This is a genomic window from Novosphingobium kaempferiae, assembly GCF_021227995.1.
In the GTDB taxonomy this organism is placed as follows: Bacteria; Pseudomonadota; Alphaproteobacteria; order Sphingomonadales; family Sphingomonadaceae; genus Novosphingobium; species Novosphingobium kaempferiae.
Genome location: NZ_CP089301.1, coordinates 4,651,581 through 4,672,830, shown reverse-complemented (window position 1 = coordinate 4,672,830; position 21,250 = coordinate 4,651,581). Strand labels below are relative to the sequence as shown.

15 protein-coding genes are annotated in these 21,250 nt (G+C 67.1%); 8 read left to right on the top strand and 7 right to left on the bottom strand.

Annotated features, from left to right (window positions below; translation table 11 throughout):
• Positions 1–222 precede the first annotated feature (222 nt).
• On the top strand, positions 223–675 hold the full coding sequence (locus tag LO787_RS21125) for a YaiI/YqxD family protein (RefSeq protein ID WP_232492949.1): 453 nt from the start codon (positions 223–225) through the stop codon (positions 673–675).
• 24 nt (positions 676–699) lie between these two features.
• Here the strand turns inward: LO787_RS21125 and LO787_RS21120 are convergent, their stop codons facing one another.
• Positions 700–858, bottom strand: a complete 159-nt coding sequence (locus LO787_RS21120; protein WP_232492948.1) for a hypothetical protein — start codon at positions 856–858, stop codon at positions 700–702.
• A 275-nt stretch (positions 859–1,133) separates the two neighbouring features.
• Between LO787_RS21120 and ahpC the strand changes: the two genes are divergently transcribed.
• Together ahpC and ahpF are read left to right on the top strand one after the other, a co-directional pair.
• Entirely contained in the window at positions 1,134–1,700 is a 567-nt protein-coding gene (gene ahpC / locus LO787_RS21115) for an alkyl hydroperoxide reductase subunit C (protein ID WP_232492947.1), read from the top strand.
• Positions 1,701–1,937: 237 nt separating this feature from the next.
• Positions 1,938–3,548 (top strand): alkyl hydroperoxide reductase subunit F, encoded by a 1,611-nt coding sequence (gene ahpF / locus LO787_RS21110; RefSeq protein WP_232492946.1) that lies wholly within the window; start codon positions 1,938–1,940, stop codon positions 3,546–3,548.
• 75 nt (positions 3,549–3,623) lie between these two features.
• Here ahpF and glpK read toward each other — a convergent pair whose 3' ends face one another.
• Genes glpK through LO787_RS21095 form a run of 3 tightly spaced genes read right to left on the bottom strand, consistent with a single transcriptional unit; the run spans position 3,624 to position 7,641 of the window.
• On the bottom strand, positions 3,624–5,099 hold the full coding sequence (gene glpK, locus LO787_RS21105) for a glycerol kinase GlpK (RefSeq protein ID WP_232492945.1): 1,476 nt from the start codon (positions 5,097–5,099) through the stop codon (positions 3,624–3,626).
• Complete coding sequence (locus LO787_RS21100; RefSeq protein WP_232492944.1) at positions 5,096–6,565, bottom strand: glycerol-3-phosphate dehydrogenase; 1,470 nt, start codon at positions 6,563–6,565, stop codon at positions 5,096–5,098. The genes glpK and LO787_RS21100 overlap by 4 nt, the downstream gene beginning before the upstream one ends.
• An 8-nt stretch (positions 6,566–6,573) precedes the next feature.
• Positions 6,574–7,641: a YeiH family protein gene (locus LO787_RS21095; RefSeq protein ID WP_232492943.1), complete on the bottom strand. Its 1,068-nt coding sequence runs from the start codon at positions 7,639–7,641 to the stop codon at positions 6,574–6,576.
• A gap of 197 nt (positions 7,642–7,838) precedes the next feature.
• Here LO787_RS21095 and LO787_RS21090 point away from each other — a divergent pair, with 197 nt between their 5' ends.
• Positions 7,839–9,110, top strand: coding sequence for an MFS transporter (locus LO787_RS21090; RefSeq protein ID WP_232492942.1), 1,272 nt, complete (start codon positions 7,839–7,841; stop codon positions 9,108–9,110).
• 245 nt (positions 9,111–9,355) lie between these two features.
• Here LO787_RS21090 and LO787_RS21085 read toward each other — a convergent pair whose 3' ends face one another.
• Positions 9,356–11,662 carry a TonB-dependent receptor gene (locus LO787_RS21085; protein ID WP_232492941.1) on the bottom strand — a complete coding sequence of 769 codons (2,307 nt, stop codon included), beginning with the start codon at positions 11,660–11,662 and terminating at the stop codon, positions 9,356–9,358.
• Between the two features lie 208 nt (positions 11,663–11,870).
• Between LO787_RS21085 and LO787_RS21080 the strand changes: the two genes are divergently transcribed.
• From LO787_RS21080 to LO787_RS21065, 4 genes are all read left to right on the top strand, one after another.
• Positions 11,871–13,820: an alpha-glucosidase gene (locus LO787_RS21080; protein WP_232492940.1), complete on the top strand. Its 1,950-nt coding sequence runs from the start codon at positions 11,871–11,873 to the stop codon at positions 13,818–13,820.
• Positions 13,821–13,956: 136 nt separating this feature from the next.
• Positions 13,957–14,973, top strand: a complete 1,017-nt coding sequence (locus LO787_RS21075; RefSeq protein WP_232492939.1) for a LacI family DNA-binding transcriptional regulator — start codon at positions 13,957–13,959, stop codon at positions 14,971–14,973.
• 11 nt (positions 14,974–14,984) lie between these two features.
• Complete coding sequence (locus LO787_RS21070; RefSeq protein WP_232492938.1) at positions 14,985–15,890, top strand: aldo/keto reductase; 906 nt, start codon at positions 14,985–14,987, stop codon at positions 15,888–15,890.
• Complete coding sequence (locus LO787_RS21065; protein WP_232492937.1) at positions 15,887–16,960, top strand: LLM class flavin-dependent oxidoreductase; 1,074 nt, start codon at positions 15,887–15,889, stop codon at positions 16,958–16,960. The genes LO787_RS21070 and LO787_RS21065 overlap by 4 nt, the downstream gene beginning before the upstream one ends.
• A 268-nt stretch (positions 16,961–17,228) precedes the next feature.
• Here LO787_RS21065 and LO787_RS21060 read toward each other — a convergent pair whose 3' ends face one another.
• Positions 17,229–19,493 (bottom strand): NADP-dependent malic enzyme, encoded by a 2,265-nt coding sequence (locus LO787_RS21060; RefSeq protein WP_232492936.1) that lies wholly within the window; start codon positions 19,491–19,493, stop codon positions 17,229–17,231.
• A 319-nt stretch (positions 19,494–19,812) separates the two neighbouring features.
• Complete coding sequence (locus tag LO787_RS21055; protein WP_232492935.1) at positions 19,813–21,249, bottom strand: efflux transporter outer membrane subunit; 1,437 nt, start codon at positions 21,247–21,249, stop codon at positions 19,813–19,815.
• Position 21,250: the final 1 nt, after the last annotated feature.

Below are 21,250 nucleotides of genomic sequence, written 5' to 3'. Positions count from 1 at the left end.
GTTCGCGCAAAGGTGTCGTGCATTTGGCAGCGAAGCTCCTCCTTTCAGCGGTGCGGTTTTATCGGCGTTGACGAGAGAACGGGTCTGCGGCGCAGCCCGACACCTCTGCGCCTTTGTGCGAACCCCTTCTTCCTTGCCCCTTCGGCGAAGCTGACGCTGAACCCCCACCTGCACCATGCCCCCGATATGGCCATACCCCACGCCCCGGTGTAAGGCCGCGCCATGATCCGTATCCTCATCGACGCCGACGCCTGCCCGGTGAAGGACGAGACCTACAAGGTCGCCATGCGCCACAAGGTGCCGGTGACGGTCGTCAGCAACAGCCCGATCCGCGTGCCGCAGAGCGCGCTGATATCGCGCAAGCTGGTGAGCGACGCCTTCGATGCCGCCGACGACTGGATCGTCGAGAATACGGACGCCTCAACGGTCGTGATCACTGCCGACATCCTGCTGGCCGACCGCTGCCTGAAGCTTGGCGCCAGCGTCGTCGCGCCCAACGGCAAGCCCTTCACCACGTCCTCTATCGGAGGCGCCATCGCGACGCGCGCGATCATGGCGGACCTGCGGGCAGGCGGCGACGTCGTGGGCGGACCGCCACCGTTCTCGAAGCAGGACCGCTCCCGCTTCCTTTCGGCGCTGGACGAAGTGCTGGTCAGGATGGCGCGCCGAGGTTGAATGCGGCGGACCTGAACGCTGCCGTCAGGAGCGTCGGTCGGATTTCTTGAGCCAGGCGAACATGCCGACTACGCCCGCGCCCACCAGGGCGCCGACGAAGGCTCCCACGTTTCCTGTCATCACGCTGGCCGAAATCGCGAGAGCCAGTACGACGGCAAGCAGCAGGATCAGCTTGGGACTCATCGATATTTTCTCCGATCTGAAGGCTGGGACAAATGGGGCCTGGCAACCCTTCCTAGATCGTATCACCCCGAATCGGGGGCATTCTTCGCCTTTCCGTGGCTGAGTCGGGGTGGATTGCAGGCCCGCAGCATCTCATCGACAAAGCCGCACAATCTGACGCTCATTTATCGACACATTCGATCAAGCCAATCGGATCAAGACCCTACTAATCGTCACACCTCCGGCCTATCTCCCTCTCACCAGTTTCAACCACCCAACTGAGGGAGCTTACATCCATGGGTATCGTCGGCAGCACCATCAAGCCGTTCAAGAACACCGCCTTCCAGGCCGGCAAGGACTTCTTCGACGTCACCGAAGCGGACATCGCGGGCAAGTGGGCCGTGTTCTTCTTCTACCCCGCCGACTTCACCTTCGTCTGCCCGACGGAGCTGGAAGACCTCGGCGACCAGTACGCGACCCTGCAGGGCCTCGGCGTAGAAGTGTTCGGCGTTTCGACCGACACGCACTTCAGCCACAAGGCATGGCACGACACCTCGGAGACCATCGGCAAGCTCAAGTACGCTTTCCTCGGCGACCAGAACCACGCCCTGACCAACAACTTCGGCGTGCTGCGCGAAGGCGTCGGCCTTGCTGACCGCGCCACCTTCGTGGTCGATCCGGACGGCGTGATCCAGCTGGTCGAAATCACCCCCGAGGGCGTGGGCCGCAACGCGGTCGAACTCGTCCGCAAGATCAAGGCCGCCAAGTACTGGCGCGAGCACCCCGGCCAGGTCTGCCCGGCCAAGTGGGAAGAAGGCGCTGAAACGCTTGCTCCCTCGCTCGACCTCGTCGGCAAGATCTGATTGTTCCGGGCGGCCGGGGAAACTTCGGCCGCCCGCCTACCTGCCTTCCCCCTCGATGGGGGAAGGATAGCGTAGCTTGACCCGGAAGGGTCTAGCGAAGCTTGGATGGGGGTGCGAACGGCGCACCCCGCCCCACACCCCCACCCAACTGCGGCTAGGCCGCTACCGCGACCAAGCCTGCGTATCCCTCCCCCATCAAGGGGGAGGATCGTGAGATCGTGAAAGGAAACCTTTGACATGCTCGACGCCAACCTGAAGCAACAGCTCTCGCAATATCTCGGCATGCTGCGCGAGCCGATCGAGCTCGTCGCCTCGCTGGGCGATGGGCAGAAGTCCGCCGAGACCCGCGAGCTGCTCGAGACCATCGCCTCGCTCTCGGACAAGGTCACCGCCACTTTCGACGGCGACGACAAGCGCCGCCCCAGCTTCATCATCCGCCGCGCGAGCGACGCGAGCGCCTGGGTGCGCTTCGCAGGCCTGCCGCTCGGCCACGAATTCACCTCGCTCGTCCTCGCCCTGCTGTGGACCGGCGGTCACCCGCCCAAGGTCTCGGACGAGGTGCTTGAGCAGGCCAAGGCGCTGGAAGGCAGCCTCGAATTCGAGATGTACTTCTCGCTGTCGTGCCACAACTGCCCCGACGTGGTGCAGGCGCTGACGCTGATCGCGCTGAACAACCCGCACGCCGACGTGACGCTGATCGAAGGCGGCACGTTCCAGGCCGAGGTCGAGGAGCGCGGCGTGATGGCCGTGCCCGCGGTCTTCCTGAACGGCCAGATGTGGGGTTCGGGCAAGATGAGCATCGAGGAAATCCTCGGCAAGCTCGACGTCGGCGCGGATGCCAAGGCGGCTGCCAAGCTGGCCGAGAAGAAGCCTTTCGAGGTTCTCGTCGTCGGCGGTGGTCCTGCCGGTGCGGCTGCTTCGGTCTACACCGCGCGCAAGGGTTTCAGCACCGGCATCGCCGCCGAGCGTTTCGGCGGGCAGGTGCAGGACACCATGGGCATCGAGAACTTCATCTCGGTCCCCTACACCGAAGGTCCGAAGCTCGCCGCCGCGCTCGAGGCGCATGTGGCCGAGTACGACATCGACGTGATGAACCTGCAGCGCGCCGAGAAGCTGATCCCGGCAAGCGAAGTGGGCGGCTATCACGAAGTCGTGTTCGCGAACGGCGCTTCGCTGAAAGCCCGTTCTGTGGTGCTGACCACCGGCGCGCGCTGGCGCAACCTCGGCGTCCCCGGTGAGGCCGAGTACAAGAACAAGGGCGTGGCCTACTGCCCGCACTGCGACGGCCCGCTGTTCAAGGGCAAGCGCGTGGCGGTGATCGGCGGCGGCAACTCGGGCGTCGAAGCGGCGATCGACCTTGCCAACATCGTCGGCCATGTGACGCTGATCGAATTCGACGCCAAGCTGCGCGCCGACCAGGTTCTGGTCGACAAGCTGAAGTCGATGAAGAACGTGGACATCTTCACCAGCGCCCAGACCACCGAGGTCGAAGGCGACGGCGAGAAGGTCAACGCGCTCGTCTACAAGGACCGCAACACGGGCCAGGAGCACAAGGTCGAGCTGGAAGGCGTGTTCGTCCAGATCGGCCTGGTGCCCAACACCGAATGGCTGAAGGACAGCGGCATCGAACTGACCGGCCGCGGCGAGATCGTCATCGACGAGAAGGCCGCGACCAACCTGCCCGGCATCTTCGCGGCGGGCGACGTGACCACGGTGCCTTACAAGCAGATCATCATCGCCATGGGCGAGGGTTCGAAGGCGGCGCTGTCCGCATTCGACTACCTGATCCGCAACGAGGCTCCCGAGGAGATCGCCCAAGCCGCGCAGGCTGCTGCGCAGGCGGCCTGAACGACGCTGAAGCTATAACGAGAGGCGGGCGGGGATCGTAAGGGTCCCCGCCCGTTTTTCGTGGGGCGCCGGGGCTCAAACCCCGTCGATATGCCGCTTCAGTCCCGCCTGCCACATCGCGATGCGCGTTGAACGCACGCCGTCGGCCATGTCCGGCACGAACCGCCGTCCGCCGCCGCCCATGGTCATCGCGTGCTCCAACGAAGCGTGGATGCCGACGCCGACCCCCGCCAGCATCGCCGCGCCGAGCGCGGTCGTCTCAGTGTCCGCAGGGCGCTGTACGGGGATGGCGAGCACGTCGGCCAGGTCCTGCGCCATCCAGTCGTTGGCGCTCATGCCGCCGTCGATGCGCAGGGTCTTCCAGGCGGCGCCGTCGGCGGCGAAGGCGGCCTGCAGGTCGTGGCATTGGTGCGCCATCGATTCCATCGCGGCGCGCACGATATGGGCGCGGCTGGTCCCCTGCGTGAGTCCGGTGACGACGCCCTTGGCGTCCGGACGCCAGTGCGGCGCGCCCAGTCCGGCCAGCGCGGGCAGGAACAGCACGCCGCCGTTGTCCGCCACCGCACGCGCCAGTTCCTCGCTCTCGCGCGCCTCGCGGATCACGCCGAGTTCGTCGCGCAGCCACTTGATGAGGCTGCCCGCCACGAAGATCGAGCCTTCCAGCGCATAGATCCGCTTGCGGTCCTGCTGGCACAGCACGGTGCCGAGCAGACGGTGCGACGAACGCGGCAAGGTCTCGCCCATGTTGGTGAGGATGAACGCGCCGGTGCCGAAGGTCGCCTTGGTCTCCCCCGCCTTGAGGCAGTGCTGGCCGATCGTCGCCGCCTGCTGGTCTCCGGCAAGGCCGCTGATCGGGATCGCCGCGCCGAGCACCTCAGGGTCGCAGGTGCCGACCGTGCCGATGGTGTCTACCACACGGGGCAGCGCCGCGCGCGGCACGCCGAACAGGCCGAGCAGTTCGTCGTCCCAGTCCGCCCCGTCTAGCGCGAGCAGCTGCGTGCGGCTGGCGTTGCTGGCGTCGGTTATGTGCAGGCCCCCGGTCAGCTTCCAGACCAGCCAGCTCTCGACCGTGCCGAGCGCGAGGTTCTCTCCAAGGTCGCGCGCGGCGGGCACGTTGTCGAGGATCCAGCGCATCTTGGTGCCGGAGAAATAGGGGTCGATCACCAGCCCGGTACGGGACTGGATCATCTCTTCGTGCCCGCCCTCGCGCAGCGTCGCGCAGATCGGAGCGGTGCGGCGGTCCTGCCAGACGATGGCGCGCGTCACGGGCTCGCCGCTGCGGCGGTCCCAAGCCACCACCGTCTCGCGCTGGTTGGTGATGCCGAGCGCCGCAATGCGACCCGCACCGCCCGCCTTCCGGATGACTTCGCGCGCGCAGGCGAGCGTGCGGTCCCAGATCTCCGCCGCGTCATGCTCGACCCGGCCGGGCTCGGGGTAATACTGCGTCAGTTCCTGCTGCGCCACATGCAGCACCGCGCCGTCCGCGTCGTAGACGATCGCCCGCGTCGAGGTGGTCCCTTCGTCGAGGACCAGAATGTATTCGCCCGTCACCGTCCCTCACCCATGTAGTTCTTCAGTCGTTCGACCTGCGCGGCATCCAGCCGCAGCCCCAGCTTGGTGCGCCGCCACAGCACATCCTCTGCCGTCATGGCCCACTCATTCGCCATGAGATAGTCGACTTCCGCCCCGGTCAGGCCATGGCCGAAGTCCTCACCCGGCGTGGCGGAAAGCCACGCGCGCGCCTTCGTGCCATAGGCCCGCGCCACGCGGTCCACCGTCATGGCATCGAGGCGCGGATAGTCGCGGGCGAGTTCGGCCTTGAGCGTGTCGATCGCGCCCGTCGCGAAATCGCCGCCCGGCAGCGGCGCGGTGGCGGTCCAGTCCTTGCCCGAAAGCGCGGGGACAAGCGGCTGCAGCTTCTCCACCGCATCCTTGGCGAGATGGCGGTACGTGGTGATCTTGCCGCCGAAGACCGAGAGGAACGGCGCGCGCCCCTCTGCGTCCAGATCGACGTCGAAATCGTAGCCGCGCGTCGCCGCCTCGGGCTTGCCGGAACCGTCGTCCACCAGCGGGCGCACGCCGGAATAGCTCCACACGACGTCGGCAGGGGTGATCGCCTTGGCGAAGTAGGCGTTGGCCGCGTCGCACAAGTAGGCGATCTCCTCCGCGCTCGCCTTCACTTCGCTCAATGGGCCTTCATGGTCGCGGTCGGTCGTGCCGATCAGCGTGAAGTCGCCCTGATAGGGGATCGCGAAGAAGATGCGGCCATCGGGGATCTGGAAGAAGTAGGCGTAAGGGTGATCGAACAGGCGCGGCACGACGATGTGCGAGCCCCGCACCAGCCGCATCGCGCGTTTTGTGCGCTCGCCCGCGCGGCCGACGAGGTCGAGCACCGCAGGCCCTGCCGCGTTCACCACCGCCTTCGCGCGGAAGGTGCCGCCGCTGGTGTGCAGCACCCAGCCGCCGCCCTCGCGCTCCAGACGCTCGACGCCGGTGCGGGTCAGGATCGTCGCGCCCCGGTCCGCCGCGTCGCGGGCGTTGAGGACGACGAGGCGTGCATCATCCACCCAGCCGTCCGAATAGACGAAAGCCTTGCCGAAGCCGGGCTTGAGCGGCGCGCCTGCCGGGTGGCGGTGAAGATCGATGCTTTCGGTCGCGGGCAGCGCCTTGCGCCCCCCGATGTGGTCGTAGAGGAACAGGCCGAGGCGCAGCAGCCAGCGCGGGCGCAGGCCCTTCACATGCGGCAGCACGAAGCGCATCGGATGGATGATGTGCGGAGCGATCTTCCACAGGCGCTCACGCTCGGTCAGCGCTTCGCGCACGAGCGCGAACTCATAATGCTCCAGATAGCGCAGGCCGCCGTGGATCAGCTTGGTCGATGCGGACGAGGTGCCGCCGGCAAGGTCGCCCTGCTCCAGCACCAGCACCTTGGCGCCGCGTCCCGCCGCATCGCGCGCGATGCCGCAGCCGTTCACGCCGCCGCCGATGATCGCGATGTCGTAGATAGTCTCGGTCATTCAGGTACTCACAGGATCATCATGCTGAAGCCCAGCGCCACCACCAGCGAGGCGAGGGTCGCGGCCACCACCGGCATCGCCGCCCGCCAGCCCATCTGCATCACCAGATCGAGCCGCGAACGCATCGCCGTCGCCGTCACCGCCAGCAGGAGGAGGGACTTCGACAGCGTCAGGTTCAGGTGAACCACGAAGGGCGGGATCGTCACCAGCGAATTGACGACGACCACGGCCAGAAACAGGGTAATGAACCAGGGCATCGCGAGTTTCCGGATCCAGTGCCGCTGGCCCGCGTCCTCGTCCGTGAACATCAGCGAGACCACCGCCACGATCGGCGCGAGCAGCGCGACGCGGCTCAGCTTGACGATGGTGGCATAGCTGCCCGCAATGTCCGAATAGGCATAGCCGCCGCCGATGGCCTGTGCGACGTCATGGATCGAGGCACCGATGAGGAAGCCCGCCTGCCGGTCGTCGAGGTGCATCAGCCCTGCCAGCGGCGGATAGAACGACATGGCAAGCGCGCTCGCCATCGATATCACCACCAGCGTCAGCGCGAACTGCGCCTGGCTGACGCGCTTCGCGCCCAGCACGCCGAACAGCGCCAGCGCGGCGGAGGCGCCGCAGATCGCCGTCGCCCCGCCCGCAAGGATGCCGATGGCGGTGGAGGCCCCGGTCGCCCGCGCCACCAGCAGCGCGGCGGCCATGGCAGCGGCCATGACCATCAGCAGCGCCAGGAACGGCACCGGCCCCAGCGCCACGATCTGCGCCAGCGTCACCTGCGTGCCCAGCACCACGATCCCCCAGCGCAGGCACGCCTTCGACGCGAAATCGAGGCCGGGATGCGTGCGCGCCTCGCTGGTCACGAAGTTGAGCGACAGGCCGATCAGCAGACCCATCAGGATGATCGGCGCGCCGTAATGCTCCGAAAGCCAGGCGGCGGCGATGCTGGCGATGCCGCAGATGGCAAGACCGGGCCACAGCGTCTTCCATATCTCGATCCGGCTCGGCTTCGTGGCCGGACCGTCGAGTCCGGCCAGGAACATCTCGCCGTAAAGATCGCCTGCGTGGTCTGCGCTCACTGGTCCCCGTCCTTTCGCCGCATCCTTCTTGGGAAGATGCTGGCGTTCAAATCGGCGCGTCCTAGACGAAGGCGCTTGCCGTATGTCCTACGCTGTCATATCCACCTCTATGGCCATGCGCGCCATGGAGCAAGAGCTTTGCGCAAAAGGCTGGACGAATTGCCGCCGGACCAACGGCGGGATAGGGGAGAGCAGGAATGACTATTCACGAACACCCGGCGCCGCAGGTGCACGCCCCTCCCCCCGATCCCGGCGCTGACCGTGCCGCTGCCCGCGCGCAGAACGTGCTGATCGCGCTGATCTTCTTCGCGACGGCGCTGAACTACGTCGATCGGCAGGTTCTGGCGCTGCTCAAGCCGATGCTGGAGGCGGAGTTCGAATGGAGCGACCAGCAGTTCGCGCACCTCGGCTCGATCTTCCAGCTGGCGGCGGCTGTCTCGCTGCTCGGCGTCGGCTGGTTCGTCGACCGCTTCGGCGTGCGTTTCGCCTATGGCCTTGCCGTGACGGTGTGGAGCCTAGCCGGCATGGCGCATGCACTGGCCGCCAGCGTCCAGCAGTTCGTCATCGCCCGCGCCGTGCTGGCGACCGCCGAGTCGGTGAACACGCCCGCGGCAATGAAGACCGCGGCGATCTACCTCCCGGTGCAGCGCCGCTCGGTCGGCATCGGCATCATCAACACCGCGCCGAACATCGGCGCGATCCTGACGCCGCTCATCATCCCGCCCTTCGCGATGGCGTTCGGCTGGAAGGCCGCGTTCCTCGTCACCGGCGGGCTCGGCCTCGTCTGGCTGGCGTTGTGGAAGCTCAACACCGCGAAGCTCACGCCCGTCGCCGGGCAGGCCGCGACCACGCGCGGCAAGGTCGAATGGGGCGCAATCCTCTCCGACCGGCGCAGCTGGACGGTGATCGGCGCGAAGGCCTTCACCGACCTCGTCTGGTGGTTCGTGCTGTTCTGGACCCCGGACTTCTTCGCGCGCCAGTTCAACCTCAGTCAGGGACAGCTGGGCTGGCCGATCGCGGTGATCTTCGTCCTTGCGGCGCTGGGCGCGGTATCCTCGGGCGCGCTCTATCCCGCGCTGCTGCTGCGCGGCGTGTCGATGAACCTTGCGCGAAAGGGCTCTATGCTGGCCTATGCGCTGATCGTGCTGGTCATGCCGCTGGCCCTGATCGCCGGCGATCCGTGGATCGCGGCGGTGTGCATCGGCCTCGGCCTGTTCGCGCACCAGGGCTTCTCGACCAACATCTTCGGCATGGCGACCGAGATCATCCCGGCCCGCCGCATGGCCACCGTGATCGCGCTGGGCGCGGTCGCGGGGAACCTGACCGGGACCGGGATCATCGAGTTCGCCGGCTGGTCGCTCGACACCGGCCTCGGCTACGCGCCGCTGTTCGTGGTGTGCGGTTCGGCGTACCTGGTGGCGACCGCGTTCATCCACCTCATGCAGCCCAAGCTGGAAGCTGCGGAGTAACCTGAATTCCTCCCCGAGCTTGTCTCGGGGAGGGGGACCGCCGCGAAGCGGTGGTGGAGGGGGAGAACCTCGCGCAATTCCCCCTCCGTCAGCCCTGACGGGCTGCCACCTCCCCGAGACAAGCTCGGGGAGGAACTAGCTTAAAAGGCAAAAGAAAACCCCCGGCGGAGAGGAGATCCGCCGGGGGTTCTTTTGTGCGGGCTTTCAGCCTAGGACGTTTGCGGCCCCCGGGGTTCAACTTGGCCTCAGTTGAACTTCGCCCGCAGGTTCAGGCCTGCGTAACGGTCGGCATCGCGCGGGATCATCAGGCGCTGGCCGTTTGTGGTGTTGAGCAGGACGTAGCTGTCGTCCAGGATGTTGCGGACCATGAAGGTCAGGCGATACTTGTCGTCCGCGTCCGACACGCCGATGCTGGCGTTCCAGATGCCGTAGGGGTCGATCTCACCGCTCTGGCCAAGGTCGGAGAACTGCTTGGAGACGTGGTGCCAGTCGCTCGACAGGTACAGCTTCACCGGGCCGACGGGCACGTCGTAGTCCGCGCCGATGGTGTAGCTGAACTTGGGCGCCAGCGGCAGGCGGGTGCCGTCGCGGGCGTCGGGCGCGTTGGTCAGCGGGTTCGGGTTGAAGCGGCGGACCTTGGCGTCGGCATAGGCAGCGTTGGCGCGGAAGGTCAGGCCCTCGGTCGGCGCGACGGTCAGGTCAGCCTCGAAGCCCTTGGAGCGCACGGTGCCCGCGTTGGTCAGGTTCGTCACCACCGCGCCGTTCAGCAGCACGAAGTTGTTCGCCTGGAAGCCCTTGTAATCGACCAGGAATGCCGCCGCGTTCAGCTGCACCATGCGGTCGAGGAACTGGCTCTTGAAGCCGACCTCGAAGCTGTCCGACTTCTCGGGATCGATCGGGGTCGAGTTGGTCGGTGCAGTGTGGTTGAAGAAGACGTTGAACGCCGGCCCCTTGTAGCCGCGGGTGTAGCTGCCATAGACCATCACGTCGTCCATTACGTCGTACTGCAGCACCGCCTTGCCCGAGAAGTTATCGGCGTTGGTGCTGCCGCGCGAGGTGTTGGTGCCGTTGCCGCCGCTTGCCAGCGTGCCGCCCGCACCGACGCCCGAAAGGCCCGCGCCGGTGGCCGGAAGGCCGGTGGTGGCGTTGACCGCAGGGGCGCGGGTGTGGACGAAGCTCACACTGTCATGCGTGAAGCGGCCGCCCAGCGTCAGGCGCAGGCTCTGGGTTAACTCGTAAGTCGCCTGTCCGAAGACCGCCCAGTTGCGGAACGAGACGTCCGACCGCGAGGTTGCAGTGGGGAACAGGGTGTTCACCGTGTCGGTCAGGTTGCACGGACGCGCGCCCGTCGCCGGATCGATCGGCGAGGTCGACGTCGCGCAGGTCACGTCGCTGCGGGTGAAGTCCTGCGTGTTCTTGGAATACCACATGAAGCCGCCGACCTGGTAGGTCAGTGCCTGGTTCTGCGGCGAGGCGAGGCGGACTTCGGCGGAAACTTGGTCGGTCTCCACAGTGCCGCGGTCATGCAGCTGCGGCGTGCCGACGATGGCGCGCGGCAGGAAGTCGCCGTCGCGGATCTCGGTGTTCTTCCAGTTGCGGTAGCCGGTGACGATCGAGAACGTGTGGTCCGCGAAAGTGTCGATATCGGCGCTCATCGTCACGCTGTACTGGCGGTCCAGCGAGCGGGTGATGAGGTTCTGGTTGACGTCGCGGGTGTCCTCGCCCTGCGGCACGATGCCCAGTTCGTTGTCGATCACCGTGCCGCGCGACACGCCGGTCACTTCGGCGCAGCAGTCGTCGTTGGCCTTGAAGTAGTCCGCGATCAGGCGGAAGCGACCGCCGTTGCCGTCGTAGTCCAACAGGCCGCGCGCGCCGTAGTGCTCGTAACCGTTGACGGTCTTGTCGTAGTAGGTGTTCTTGATGTTGCCGTCGAAGTTGCCGTAGAAGCCGGTCAGGCGACCGGTCAGGTTCTCGGCGATCGGGCCGGAAAGCGTCATCTTCGCGCGGTATTCGTCATCGGTCGTGCCGGAAACGTTGGCTTCGGCCTCGAAACGGTCGGTGCCGCCCTTCGACACGATGTTGACGAGGCCCGCCGAGGCGTTCTTGCCGAACAGCGTACCCTGCGGGCCGCGCAGAACCTCAAGACGCTCGAAATCGACGAGGTCGAGGAACGACTGGCCCGAACGGCTCAGCACCACGCCGTCCACAACGGTGGACACGCTGGGCTCGGCAGCGATCGAGAAGCTGATGGTGCCGACGCCGCGCATCACGATGGCGCTGTTGGCGTTGGTCGTGCCCTTGCGGAACGTGACGGAGGGGACGATTGAGGTGATGTCTTCCAGGCTCTTGGCGCCGGCGCGGGCCATCGCCTCGCCCGTGACCGCGCTGATCGCGATCGGAACGTCCTGAACGTTCTGCTGAACCTTCTGAGCAGTAACGATAATCTCGTCCACCTGCGCGTTCGCGGGCGTCGCCGCGATCATTGCGACGGCGGACGCGGAAAGCGCCAGCGCAGCGCGTGCGAACGTAGATGTGGCGTGTGTGGAAATCATGATTCTCCCCTCCTTGCGCAGTGAGCCTGGGTGTTGACACCTCAGGTGGTCCTGTCGGTTTCGACCCTCTTGATTGGCTCGATCATTTCTGTCAAGCGTTGTCACATCAGGACAGCGCGGCGGCCACGCCAGTGCTGCAAAAGAAGCACACCATGGGAGCTGGGCCTTGCCGCTGACCTTCACCTTACGGGAAGATGGATTTGTCTGCGTGATCGCTGGGCGGGAAATCCTGCGCAGTTCGCCGGAGAATCCCGCCTTTTCCGTGGCTCGCGGCGATCCCGACGTGAAGATGGTGCGCGGCAACTTCTCCATCGAGGACGCCCCGCAGGACCGCGTTTCGCTCTCCCACGCATGGGCCGATGACGGCGATATCCTCCTGTCCGCCGGGACAGGAAGTGCCCCGCTGCTGCGCCTCGCCACGGCGGGCGACTCGCTGACGGTGACGGCGCTCGACCCTGCCCATGACCGCGTCTGGGTCGATCTCGTCGCGCAGCCGGGCGAGCATATCTGGGGCGGCGGGGAGCAGATGAGCTACCTCGACCTTTCGGGCCGTCGCTTCCCGATCTGGACGAGTGAGCCCGGCGTCGGGCGTGACAAGTCCACCGAACTGACCCGCCTGATGGACCAGAACGGCATGGCTGGCGGCGATTACTGGTGGACCAACTATCCCCAACCCACCTTCCTGACCTCGACGCTGTGGGCCTGCCATCTGGGATCGAGCGCCTATTCGGTGCTCGATTTCACCGATGCCGCCCGCCACCGGATCGAGGTGTGGGAAGGCAGCTTCACCCTCGAATTCTTTGCCGAAGATACCCTGCCCGCGCTGGTCGGCACGCTTTCCAGCCGCTTCGGTCGCCAGCCCGCCCTGCCCGACTGGGCCATCGGCGGCGCCATCGTCGGCCTGAAAGAAGGCGAAAACAGCTTTGCCCGCCTCGAAGCGATCATGGACGCGGGCGCGGAAGTCTCCGGCCTGTGGTGCGAAGACTGGATCGGCATCCGCCAGACCAGCTTCGGTCGCCGCCTGTTCTGGGACTGGTCGTGGAACGAGGCCCGCTATCCCGCCCTCCCCGCGCGCATCGCCGAACTGGCCGAAAAGGGCGTGCGATTCCTCGGCTACGTGAACCCCTACCTCGCCAACGACGGCAAGCAGTACGTCGAGGCGGAGGCGCTCGGCTATCTCGCGCTCCGGCAGGATTCGGACGATGTCTACCTCGTCGACTTCGGCGAGTTCGACTGCGGCGTGGTGGACTTCACCAATCCCGCCGCGCTCGACTGGTTCGCGGACCGCGTGATCGGCCGGGAGATGCTGGACTTCGGCCTCTCTGGCTGGATGGCGGACTTCGGCGAATACCTTCCCGTGGACCTGCGCCTCCACGACGGCAGCGACCCGATGCTGATGCACAACCGCTGGCCGGTGCTCTGGGCTGAGGCGAACGCGCGCGCCGTGGCGTCGCGCGGCAAGACCGGCGAGGCGGTGTTCTTCATGCGCGCCGGGTTCTCGGGCGTGCAGGCGCATTGCCCGCTGCTGTGGGCGGGCGACCAGTCGGTTGATTTCACCCGGCACGACGGCATCAACACCGTGCTCACCGCCGCGCTCTCGGCGGGTCTGGTCGGCAACGCCTATTCGCACAGCGACGTCGGCGGCTATACCAGCCTCCACGGCAACGTGCGCACGGCGGACCTAATCCTGCGCTGGTGCGAACTCGGCGCGTTCTCGCCGGTGATGCGCAGCCATGAGGGCAACCGCCCGGACGACAACCTGCAGATCGATTCCAGCCCGGAACTGCTCGACGCATTCGCCGCGATGTCGCGCGTCCACAAGGCGCTCGCGCCCTATGTGCGCCACCTCAGCGACGAGGCGGTGGCCACCGGCCTGCCGGTGCAGCGCCCGCTGTTCCTGCATTACTTCGATACTGCGCTGTTCGCGGTACAGGACCAGTACCTCTACGGCGCCGACATGCTGGTGGCGCCCATCGTCGAGGCCGATGCGACGCAGCGCGAGGTGATCCTCCCCGGCAAGCAGCCCTGGCGCCACCTCTGGACCGGCGAGGACTTCGCGCCGGGCACCCACACCATTGCCGCCCCCTACGGCCAGCCGCCCGTTTTCTACTTGCCGAACAGCAAGTTCGCCGCTCTTTTCGACACGTTGAAGGCATGACGACACTGCCCCCCATCCTCGTCATTGCGAGCCCCGCAGGGGTGCGGCAATCCGGCGCGCGTGCAAGCCGCCGGGGATTGCTTCGCTCCGCTCGCAATGACGAACGGGGGTGTGCGTCATGTTCGGGGGAGAGCACATGAGCGAACGATCCAACATCAAGGACGTCTCCGCACTCGCGGGCGTGTCGATCAAAACGGTCAGCCGCGTGCTGAACGGGCACCGCTACGTCAGCGCCGACACCAAGGAGCGCGTCGAGAAGGCGATGCAGGAACTCGGCTTCCGGCCGAGCGTCGCCGCGCGCATCCTGGCGGGCACCAAGTCCGGCCAGATCGCGCTGATCTACGACAACCACAGCCCCTACTACATGAACCAGGTGCAGATGGGCTGCTGGGAAGCGTGCCACGAAGCCGGATCGCGCCTGCTGGCGCAGCCGGTGGACGTGACCGACCCGCTGGTGGGCGAACAGGTGCGCGGCCTCGTCACCGAGACGCACGTCGACGGCATCATCCTCTCCTCCCCCGTCACCGACTGCGTGCCGGTGCTGAAGGCGCTGGAGGGCATGGACATTCCCTTCGTGCGCATATCGCCGGGCACCAACCATGCGATGACCTCCTCGGTCTTCATGGACGATGCGCAGGCGGCGGACGACATGACGAGCTACCTCATCGCCAAGGGCCATCGCCAGATCGGCTTCGTGAAGGGGCACTCCAACCACATGGCCTCGGAGGAGCGCCTGTTCGGCTACCGCCGCGCGCTCGACCGCGCCGGGCTGCCGTTCGAGCCCGCGCTCGTCGCGCTGGGCGAGTTCGACTTCGACAGCGGCGTCGCCGCCGCGCGCACCTTCCTGACCGGCAAGCGCCGCCCGACCGCGATCTTCGCCAGCAACGACGACATGGCGGCGGGCATCCTCTCCGTCGCGCACGACATGGGGCTTTCGGTGCCCGAGCAGCTTTCGGTGGTCGGCTTCGACGACACCATGGTCGCGCGCATGGTCTGGCCGCAGCTCACCACCATCCGCCAGCCGACGCGCGAACTGGCGCTGGCGGCCACCCAGCTTCTTCTCGAAGGCGCGCAGGCGACACATCGCCGCCTGCCGCACGACCTCATCGAGCGGGCATCCGTCGCCCGCATAAATCCCGACCTTCTCCCCTGACAGGATAACCCATGACCTACCTCCCCTCCCCGGCACCCCGCCGCCAGCTCGGCAAGAGCGGCATCGAAGTCTCCGCCCTCGCCTGGGGCAACTGGCGCATGGAAGGCGAGGCAGCCGACGCCGTGCACCTGCTCCATGCCGCGCTGGATGCCGGGATCGACTTCGTCGACACCGCCGACATCTACGGCTTCGACGGCAAGGGCGGCTTCGGCGACGCGGAAGTGCTGCTGGGCAAGGCGCTGGCCAGCGAGCCGGGTCTGCGCGACAAGCTGGTGATCGCCACCAAGGGTGGCATCATGCCCCCGCTGCCCTACGATTCCAGCGCCGAGTACCTCACCAGCGCCATCGACGCATCGCTCACCCGCCTCGGCACCGACAGCGTCGAACTGTGGCAGATCCACCGTCCCGACATCCTCACGCACCCTTCGGAAATCGCAAAGGCCGTCGAAGCGGCACATAAGGCGGGCAAGATCCGCAGCTTCGGCGTGTCGAACTTCACCGTGAGCCAGATCGCCACCCTGCAGCAGTTCGTGGACCTGCCGATCGTCTCGACCCAGCCGGAAATCTCGGCCCTACGCCTCGACACGATCGAGAACGGCGAACTGGATCAGGCCATCGCCATGGACATGGCGGTGCTGGCCTGGTCGCCGCTCGGCGGCGGGCGCATCGCCAATCCCGAGGACGCGCGCACCAAGGAAGTCGCCGCGCTGCTCGACCAGACGGCGGAAGAGTTCGGCGTGTCGCGCACGGCGGCCGCCTACAGCTGGATCATGGCGCACCCCGCGCGCGTCATCCCCATCGTCGGATCACAAAAGGCCGACCGGATCGCCGAAGCAGCAGACGCACTGAAGGTCCGCTGGACCCGCGCCAGCTGGTACGCGGTACTGGTCGCATCGAAAGGAGAGCCCCTGCCATGAGTGCAACTGACAAGACCTGTGAGGTAAGCTGGTTTTCGGCGCTGTGCGACGATGACTACGAGTTCCTCGGCCAGCCCGACCCGGCGCTGGCGTCGAGCTGGGAGCATTGCCGCAACATCGTGCTGCAGGCGGAAAAGGGCGGGTTCGACAACATCCTGCTCCCGTCGGGCTACAGCCTCGGCATCGACACCACCATGTTCGCGGGCGCCATCGCCCCGCTGGTGGAGAAGATCCGCCTGCTCTGGGCCGTGCGCATGGGCGAGGACTGGCCGCCGCAGCTGGCGCGCCGCATCGCCACGCTCGACCGTATCCTCGGCGGGCGGCTGACGGTGAACATCATCTCGTCCGACCTGCCCGGCGAAAAGCTGGACAGCCGCGCCCGCTACCAGCGCACGCTGGAGGTGATGCAGATCCTCAAGATCATGCTCTCGGGCGAGCACCTGAAGTACGAGGGCGAGTTCTACAACCTCGACCTCGCCCCGGCGCGGATCAGCACGGTGTCCGGCAAGTGCCCGCCGCTCTACTTCGGCGGCCTGTCCGAAGACGCGCGCGAGGCGGCGGCGCAGGGCTGCGACGTCTACCTGATGTGGCCCGACACGATGGACAAGGTGCGCGAGACGATCGCGGACATGACCGCGCGCGCCGCCAAGTACGGCCGCACGCTCAAGTTCGGCTATCGCGCCCACGTCATCGTGCGCGAAACCGAGGACGAGGCGAGGGTCTATGCCGACCGCCTGCTGTCCAAGCTGGACGATGCGGCGGGTGAGGCGATCCGCCAGAAGTCGCTCGACACCGCCAGCGTCGGCGTGACCCGTCAGGCGGAGCTGCGCTCGGCTGCCGGCGGCGACGGCTTCGTGGAAGAGAACCTGTGGACCGGCATCGGGCGCGCCCGTTCGGGTTGCGGTGCCGCGATCGTCGGCAATCCGGATCAGGTGCTGGCGAAGCTGAAAGCCTATCAGGCCGAGGGCATCGATGCCTTCATCCTGTCTGGCTATCCGCATGCGGCGGAAGCGGACCTGTTCTCGCGGCATGTTCTGCCGCAGATCAACCACGCGCCGCTGGTGCTCTGAACCATCGTCGTCCCGGGCTCGACCCGGGACCGGTGGCTGTCTTTAGGCGATTGCTGGCCGCTGGACGCATCGACGATAGCGAGGCCGTTCACGGCCAGCGGTCCCGGATCAAGTCCGGGACGACGATACTCTCCCTCGTCATTGCGAGCGCAGCGAAGCAATCCAGCGGCCCAATCCAGCATTGGGGCCGACCGTGGATTGCTTCGCTGCGCTCGCAATGACGAAAGAAGGGGAAAGGGGAGAGAACCGAAGCCCCCTCCCCCTCAAATCAATGCCCGTCGGCGGCGCAGACCGCGATGCTGGTCAGGTTCAGGATGCCGCGCGCGGTCACGCCCGGGGTCAGGACGTGGATCGGCTGCGACAGGCCCAGCAGCATCGGGCCGACCGTGGGCGAGCTGGACGAGGCCGAGAGCGCCGTCAGCGTGATGTTCGCCGCATCGAGGTTCGGCATCACCAGCAGGTTCGCCGCGCCCTCGAAGGCCGAATCCGGCACCAGCTTCTCACGCAGGGCCTGGCTGAGCGCGGCGTCGGCGTGCATCTCGCCGTCCACCTTCAGTTCGGGCGCGACGGCGCGGACCAGCTTGGTCGCCGCCCGCATCTTGCGGGCGCTCGGGCTGTTGGACGAGCCGAAGTTGGAGTGCGACAGCAGCGCCACCTTGGGGTCGAGACCGAAGCGACGCACCGCGTCCGCCGCCAGCACGGTCATCTCGGCGATCTGCTCCGGCGTCGGGTCCGGAACCATGTGCGTGTCGGTGAGGAACAGCACGCCCGCGTCGAGGATCAGGCCGGACAGCGCATAGACGCGCTTCACGTCGGGCGCGCGCTCGATGATGCGCAGGACGTGCTCGATCTGGCCCCAGTACTCCGAATTGCCGCCGACCAGCGCCGCATCGACCTTGCCGGTGCGCAGCAGCATCGCGGCGGTGACGGTCGGGCGACGGTAGGTGTGGCGGATGACTTCGGCGGTCGGCACGCCCTTGCGCCCGGCGATGGCGCCGTAGGCCGCGACCAGCTCGTTCATGATCTCGTGATCGGACTCGGGATCGACCAGATCGACATGCTCGTCGAGGCGGAACGAGAGGCCCAGTTCGGGCAGCTTCTGCTCAAGGATGCGGCGGCGACCGACCAGCGTCGGGCGGACCATGCCTTCGTCGAGCGCATCCTGTACCGCGCGCAGCACGCGCTCGTCCTCGCCTTCACCGTAAGCAACGCGCTTCATCGCCCCGCGCGCGGCCTGGTAGACGGGCAGCATGAGCTGGCCCGAGCGGGTGTTCATGTTGCCGAGCGAGCGCTTGTACTCGGCGATGTCGAGCGTCTTGGTCGCGACGCCCGAATCCATCGCCGCCTTGGCGACGGCCCCGGCGATCTCGACGATCAGGCGCGGGTCGAACGGGGTCGGGATGATGTATTCCGGGCCGAACACCAGCTTGCGGCCGCCGTAGGCCTGCGCGACGCTGTCGTGGGCGGGCATGCGTGCCAGACCGGCGATGGCTTCGGCGGCGGCGGCCTTCATCGCCTCGTTGATCTGCGTCGCGCCCGCATCAAGCGCGCCGCGGAAGATGTAGGGGAAGCACAGGACGTTGTTGACCTGGTTCGGGTAGTCCGAACGGCCCGTAGCGATGATCGCGTCCGGGCGAACCTCGCGCGCGGCCTCGGGGCGGATTTCCGGCTCGGGGTTGGCGAGCGCGAAGATCAGCGGCTTGTCGCCCATCAGCGGCAGCCATTCCGGCTTGAGCACGCCCGGCGCCGACAGGCCGAGGAACACGGTCGCACCCGGCAGCACGTCGGGCAGCGAACGCGCGTTGGTGTCGCGGGCATAGCGCGCCATGTTGGGCAGCATGCCCTCGCGGCCCGAATGGATCACGCCGTCCTTGTCGGTCAGCGTGACGTTGTCGACCGGCAGGCCCATGGAGACGAGCAAGTCGACGCAGGCCAGCGCCGCCGCGCCCGCGCCCGACGTGACGAGCTTGGCATCGGCCAGCGTGCGCCCCTGCAGCACGAGCGCATTGCGCACGGCGGCGGCGACGACGATCGCGGTGCCGTGCTGGTCGTCATGGAACACCGGGATGTTCATGCGCTTCTTCAGCTCGGCCTCGATGTGGAAGCACTCGGGCGCCTTGATATCTTCGAGGTTGATGCCGCCGAAGGTCGGCTCCAGCAGGGCGACCGCCTCGATGAACTTCTCGGGATCGGTGGTGTCGACCTCGATGTCGAAGACGTCGATGTCGGCAAACTTCTTGAACAGGACGGCCTTGCCTTCCATCACCGGCTTCGAGGCCAGCGCGCCGATCGCGCCGAGGCCGAGCACGGCGGTGCCGTTCGAGATGACGGCGACGAGGTTGCCGCGCGCGGTGTAGTCCAGCGCCTTCGACGGGTCGGCGGCGATCTCGGTGCAGGGCACGGCGACGCCGGGCGAATAGGCGAGCGCGAGGTCGCGCTGGTTCACCATGCGCTTGGTGGGCTCGACGGTCAGCTTGCCGGGCCGGGGCAGGCGGTGGTAATCAAGTGCGGCGCGGCGCAGCGTCTCGTCCATGTGTTCGTCCCGTGCGTGATCAGTTGGGGCGCATCGTCAGGGCGATCCGCCGATGCGCTGTTCCCCCAACACGGTTAGAGCGCCGCTGTCGAGTGCCTAGAGGGCGATTTCGGCGCTAACGACACACTTCGTCATGGCAAAGGGCGCTGCACATGCGCCTGACCGCATCTGCGCACGGCGAAGGCGGCCTCCGGACACCGGGCTCGGTGGGGTGATGTCCGAAGACCGCCTGCGCTTCCGGCGAGGCCGGAACGGCAAGATCGCGTGCGGGATTGGCCGCGGAAGATTGCGGCGCGATTACGGATTTGTCTGAGGCTTGTTACTGCGCGCCGACCGGCGTGGTCTCCTCCAGCCCGCCGCCGAGCGAGCGGTAGAGTTCGACGAGGTTGCTCGCCTGCACCAGCCGCGTCGCCACCAGCGCCTGCTCCGCCGCATAGGCGTTGCGCTGCGAATCGAGCGTGGTCAGGAACGAGTCCACGCCTGCGCGGAACCGTGCGTCGGACAGCTTCGCCGCCACGCCCGCCGCCTCGGCGCGGGTGGACTGGGCACGGATCTGGTCGCCGATCCGGCCACGCTGGGCCAGCGCGTCGGAGACTTCGCGGAACGCGGTCTGCACCGCCTTCTCGTAAGTCGCGACGGCCACCTTCTGCGATGCCTTGGCATAGTCCAGATTGCCCGAGCGGCGCCCGAAGTCGAACAGCGGCAGCGAGACGCTGGGCTGGGCGTTGTAGGTGTAGGTGCCGTCCTTGAAGAGCCCCGACAGCGCCGTGCTCAGGGTGCCGAGCGTGCCGGTGAGCGAGATCGTCGGGAAGAACGCCGCACGGGCGGCGCCGATGTTGGCGTTCTCGGCGATCAGCTGGTGCTCGGCTTGCAGCACGTCGGGACGGCGCAGCAGCACGTCGGAGGCGATGTCGCCCGGCAGCGCGTCGCGCGTCATCGGCTCGCCGGTGAAGCCGGTCGGCAGTTGTGCTGCCGAAACGGTGGTGCCGACCAGCAGGTTGAGAGCGTTCTGGTCGCGCGCGACGCTGGTTTCCAGCGTGGCGATATCGTTGACCGCGCCCTGATAGCTCGTCTCGGCCTGGCGCACTTCCAGTTCGGAGCCGATGCCGACGCGGAACTGCTCGCGCGTCAGCTTGAGCGTTTCCTCGAAGGCTTTCGCCGTCTCGCGCGAGATGCGCAGCTGCTCGCTGTCCGAGGCCATCGTCAGCCAGGCGTTGGCGATTTCCGCGATCAGGCTGATGCGCGCGGAACGCTGTGCTTCCTCGCTCGCGAAGTACTGCTCCTGCGCAGCGCGCGACAGGTTGCGCACGCGGCCGAACAGGTCGAGTTCGAAGGCGGAGAGGCCGACGGTCGCCTGATAGGCCTCGATATCCTGCGAGCCGCCGCCGGCACCGCCGCCCGCGCCGAAGATGTTGTTGGTGTAGACGCCGGTGCCGGTGGCGTTGACCGTCGGCAGGCGGTCGGCGCGCTGCACCCGGTACTGCGCCCGCGCCTGCTGCACGTTGGCAGCCGCGATGCGCAGGTCGCGGTTGTTGGCGAGACCGGTCTCGATGACCTGCCGCAGCCGGTCGTCGAGGAAGAAGTCACGCCAGCCGATGCGCGATACGTCCACCGCGTCGGTCGGGGCCGCCGGGTAGACGCCGCCCTGCGGCAGCGTCACCGGCACGGCCCCGGCGGGCCGCTCGTACTTGGGGGCAAGGTTGCACCCGGCGAGCAGCGTGGTTCCGGCGAGCAGGATGAGGATCGACTTTTTCATG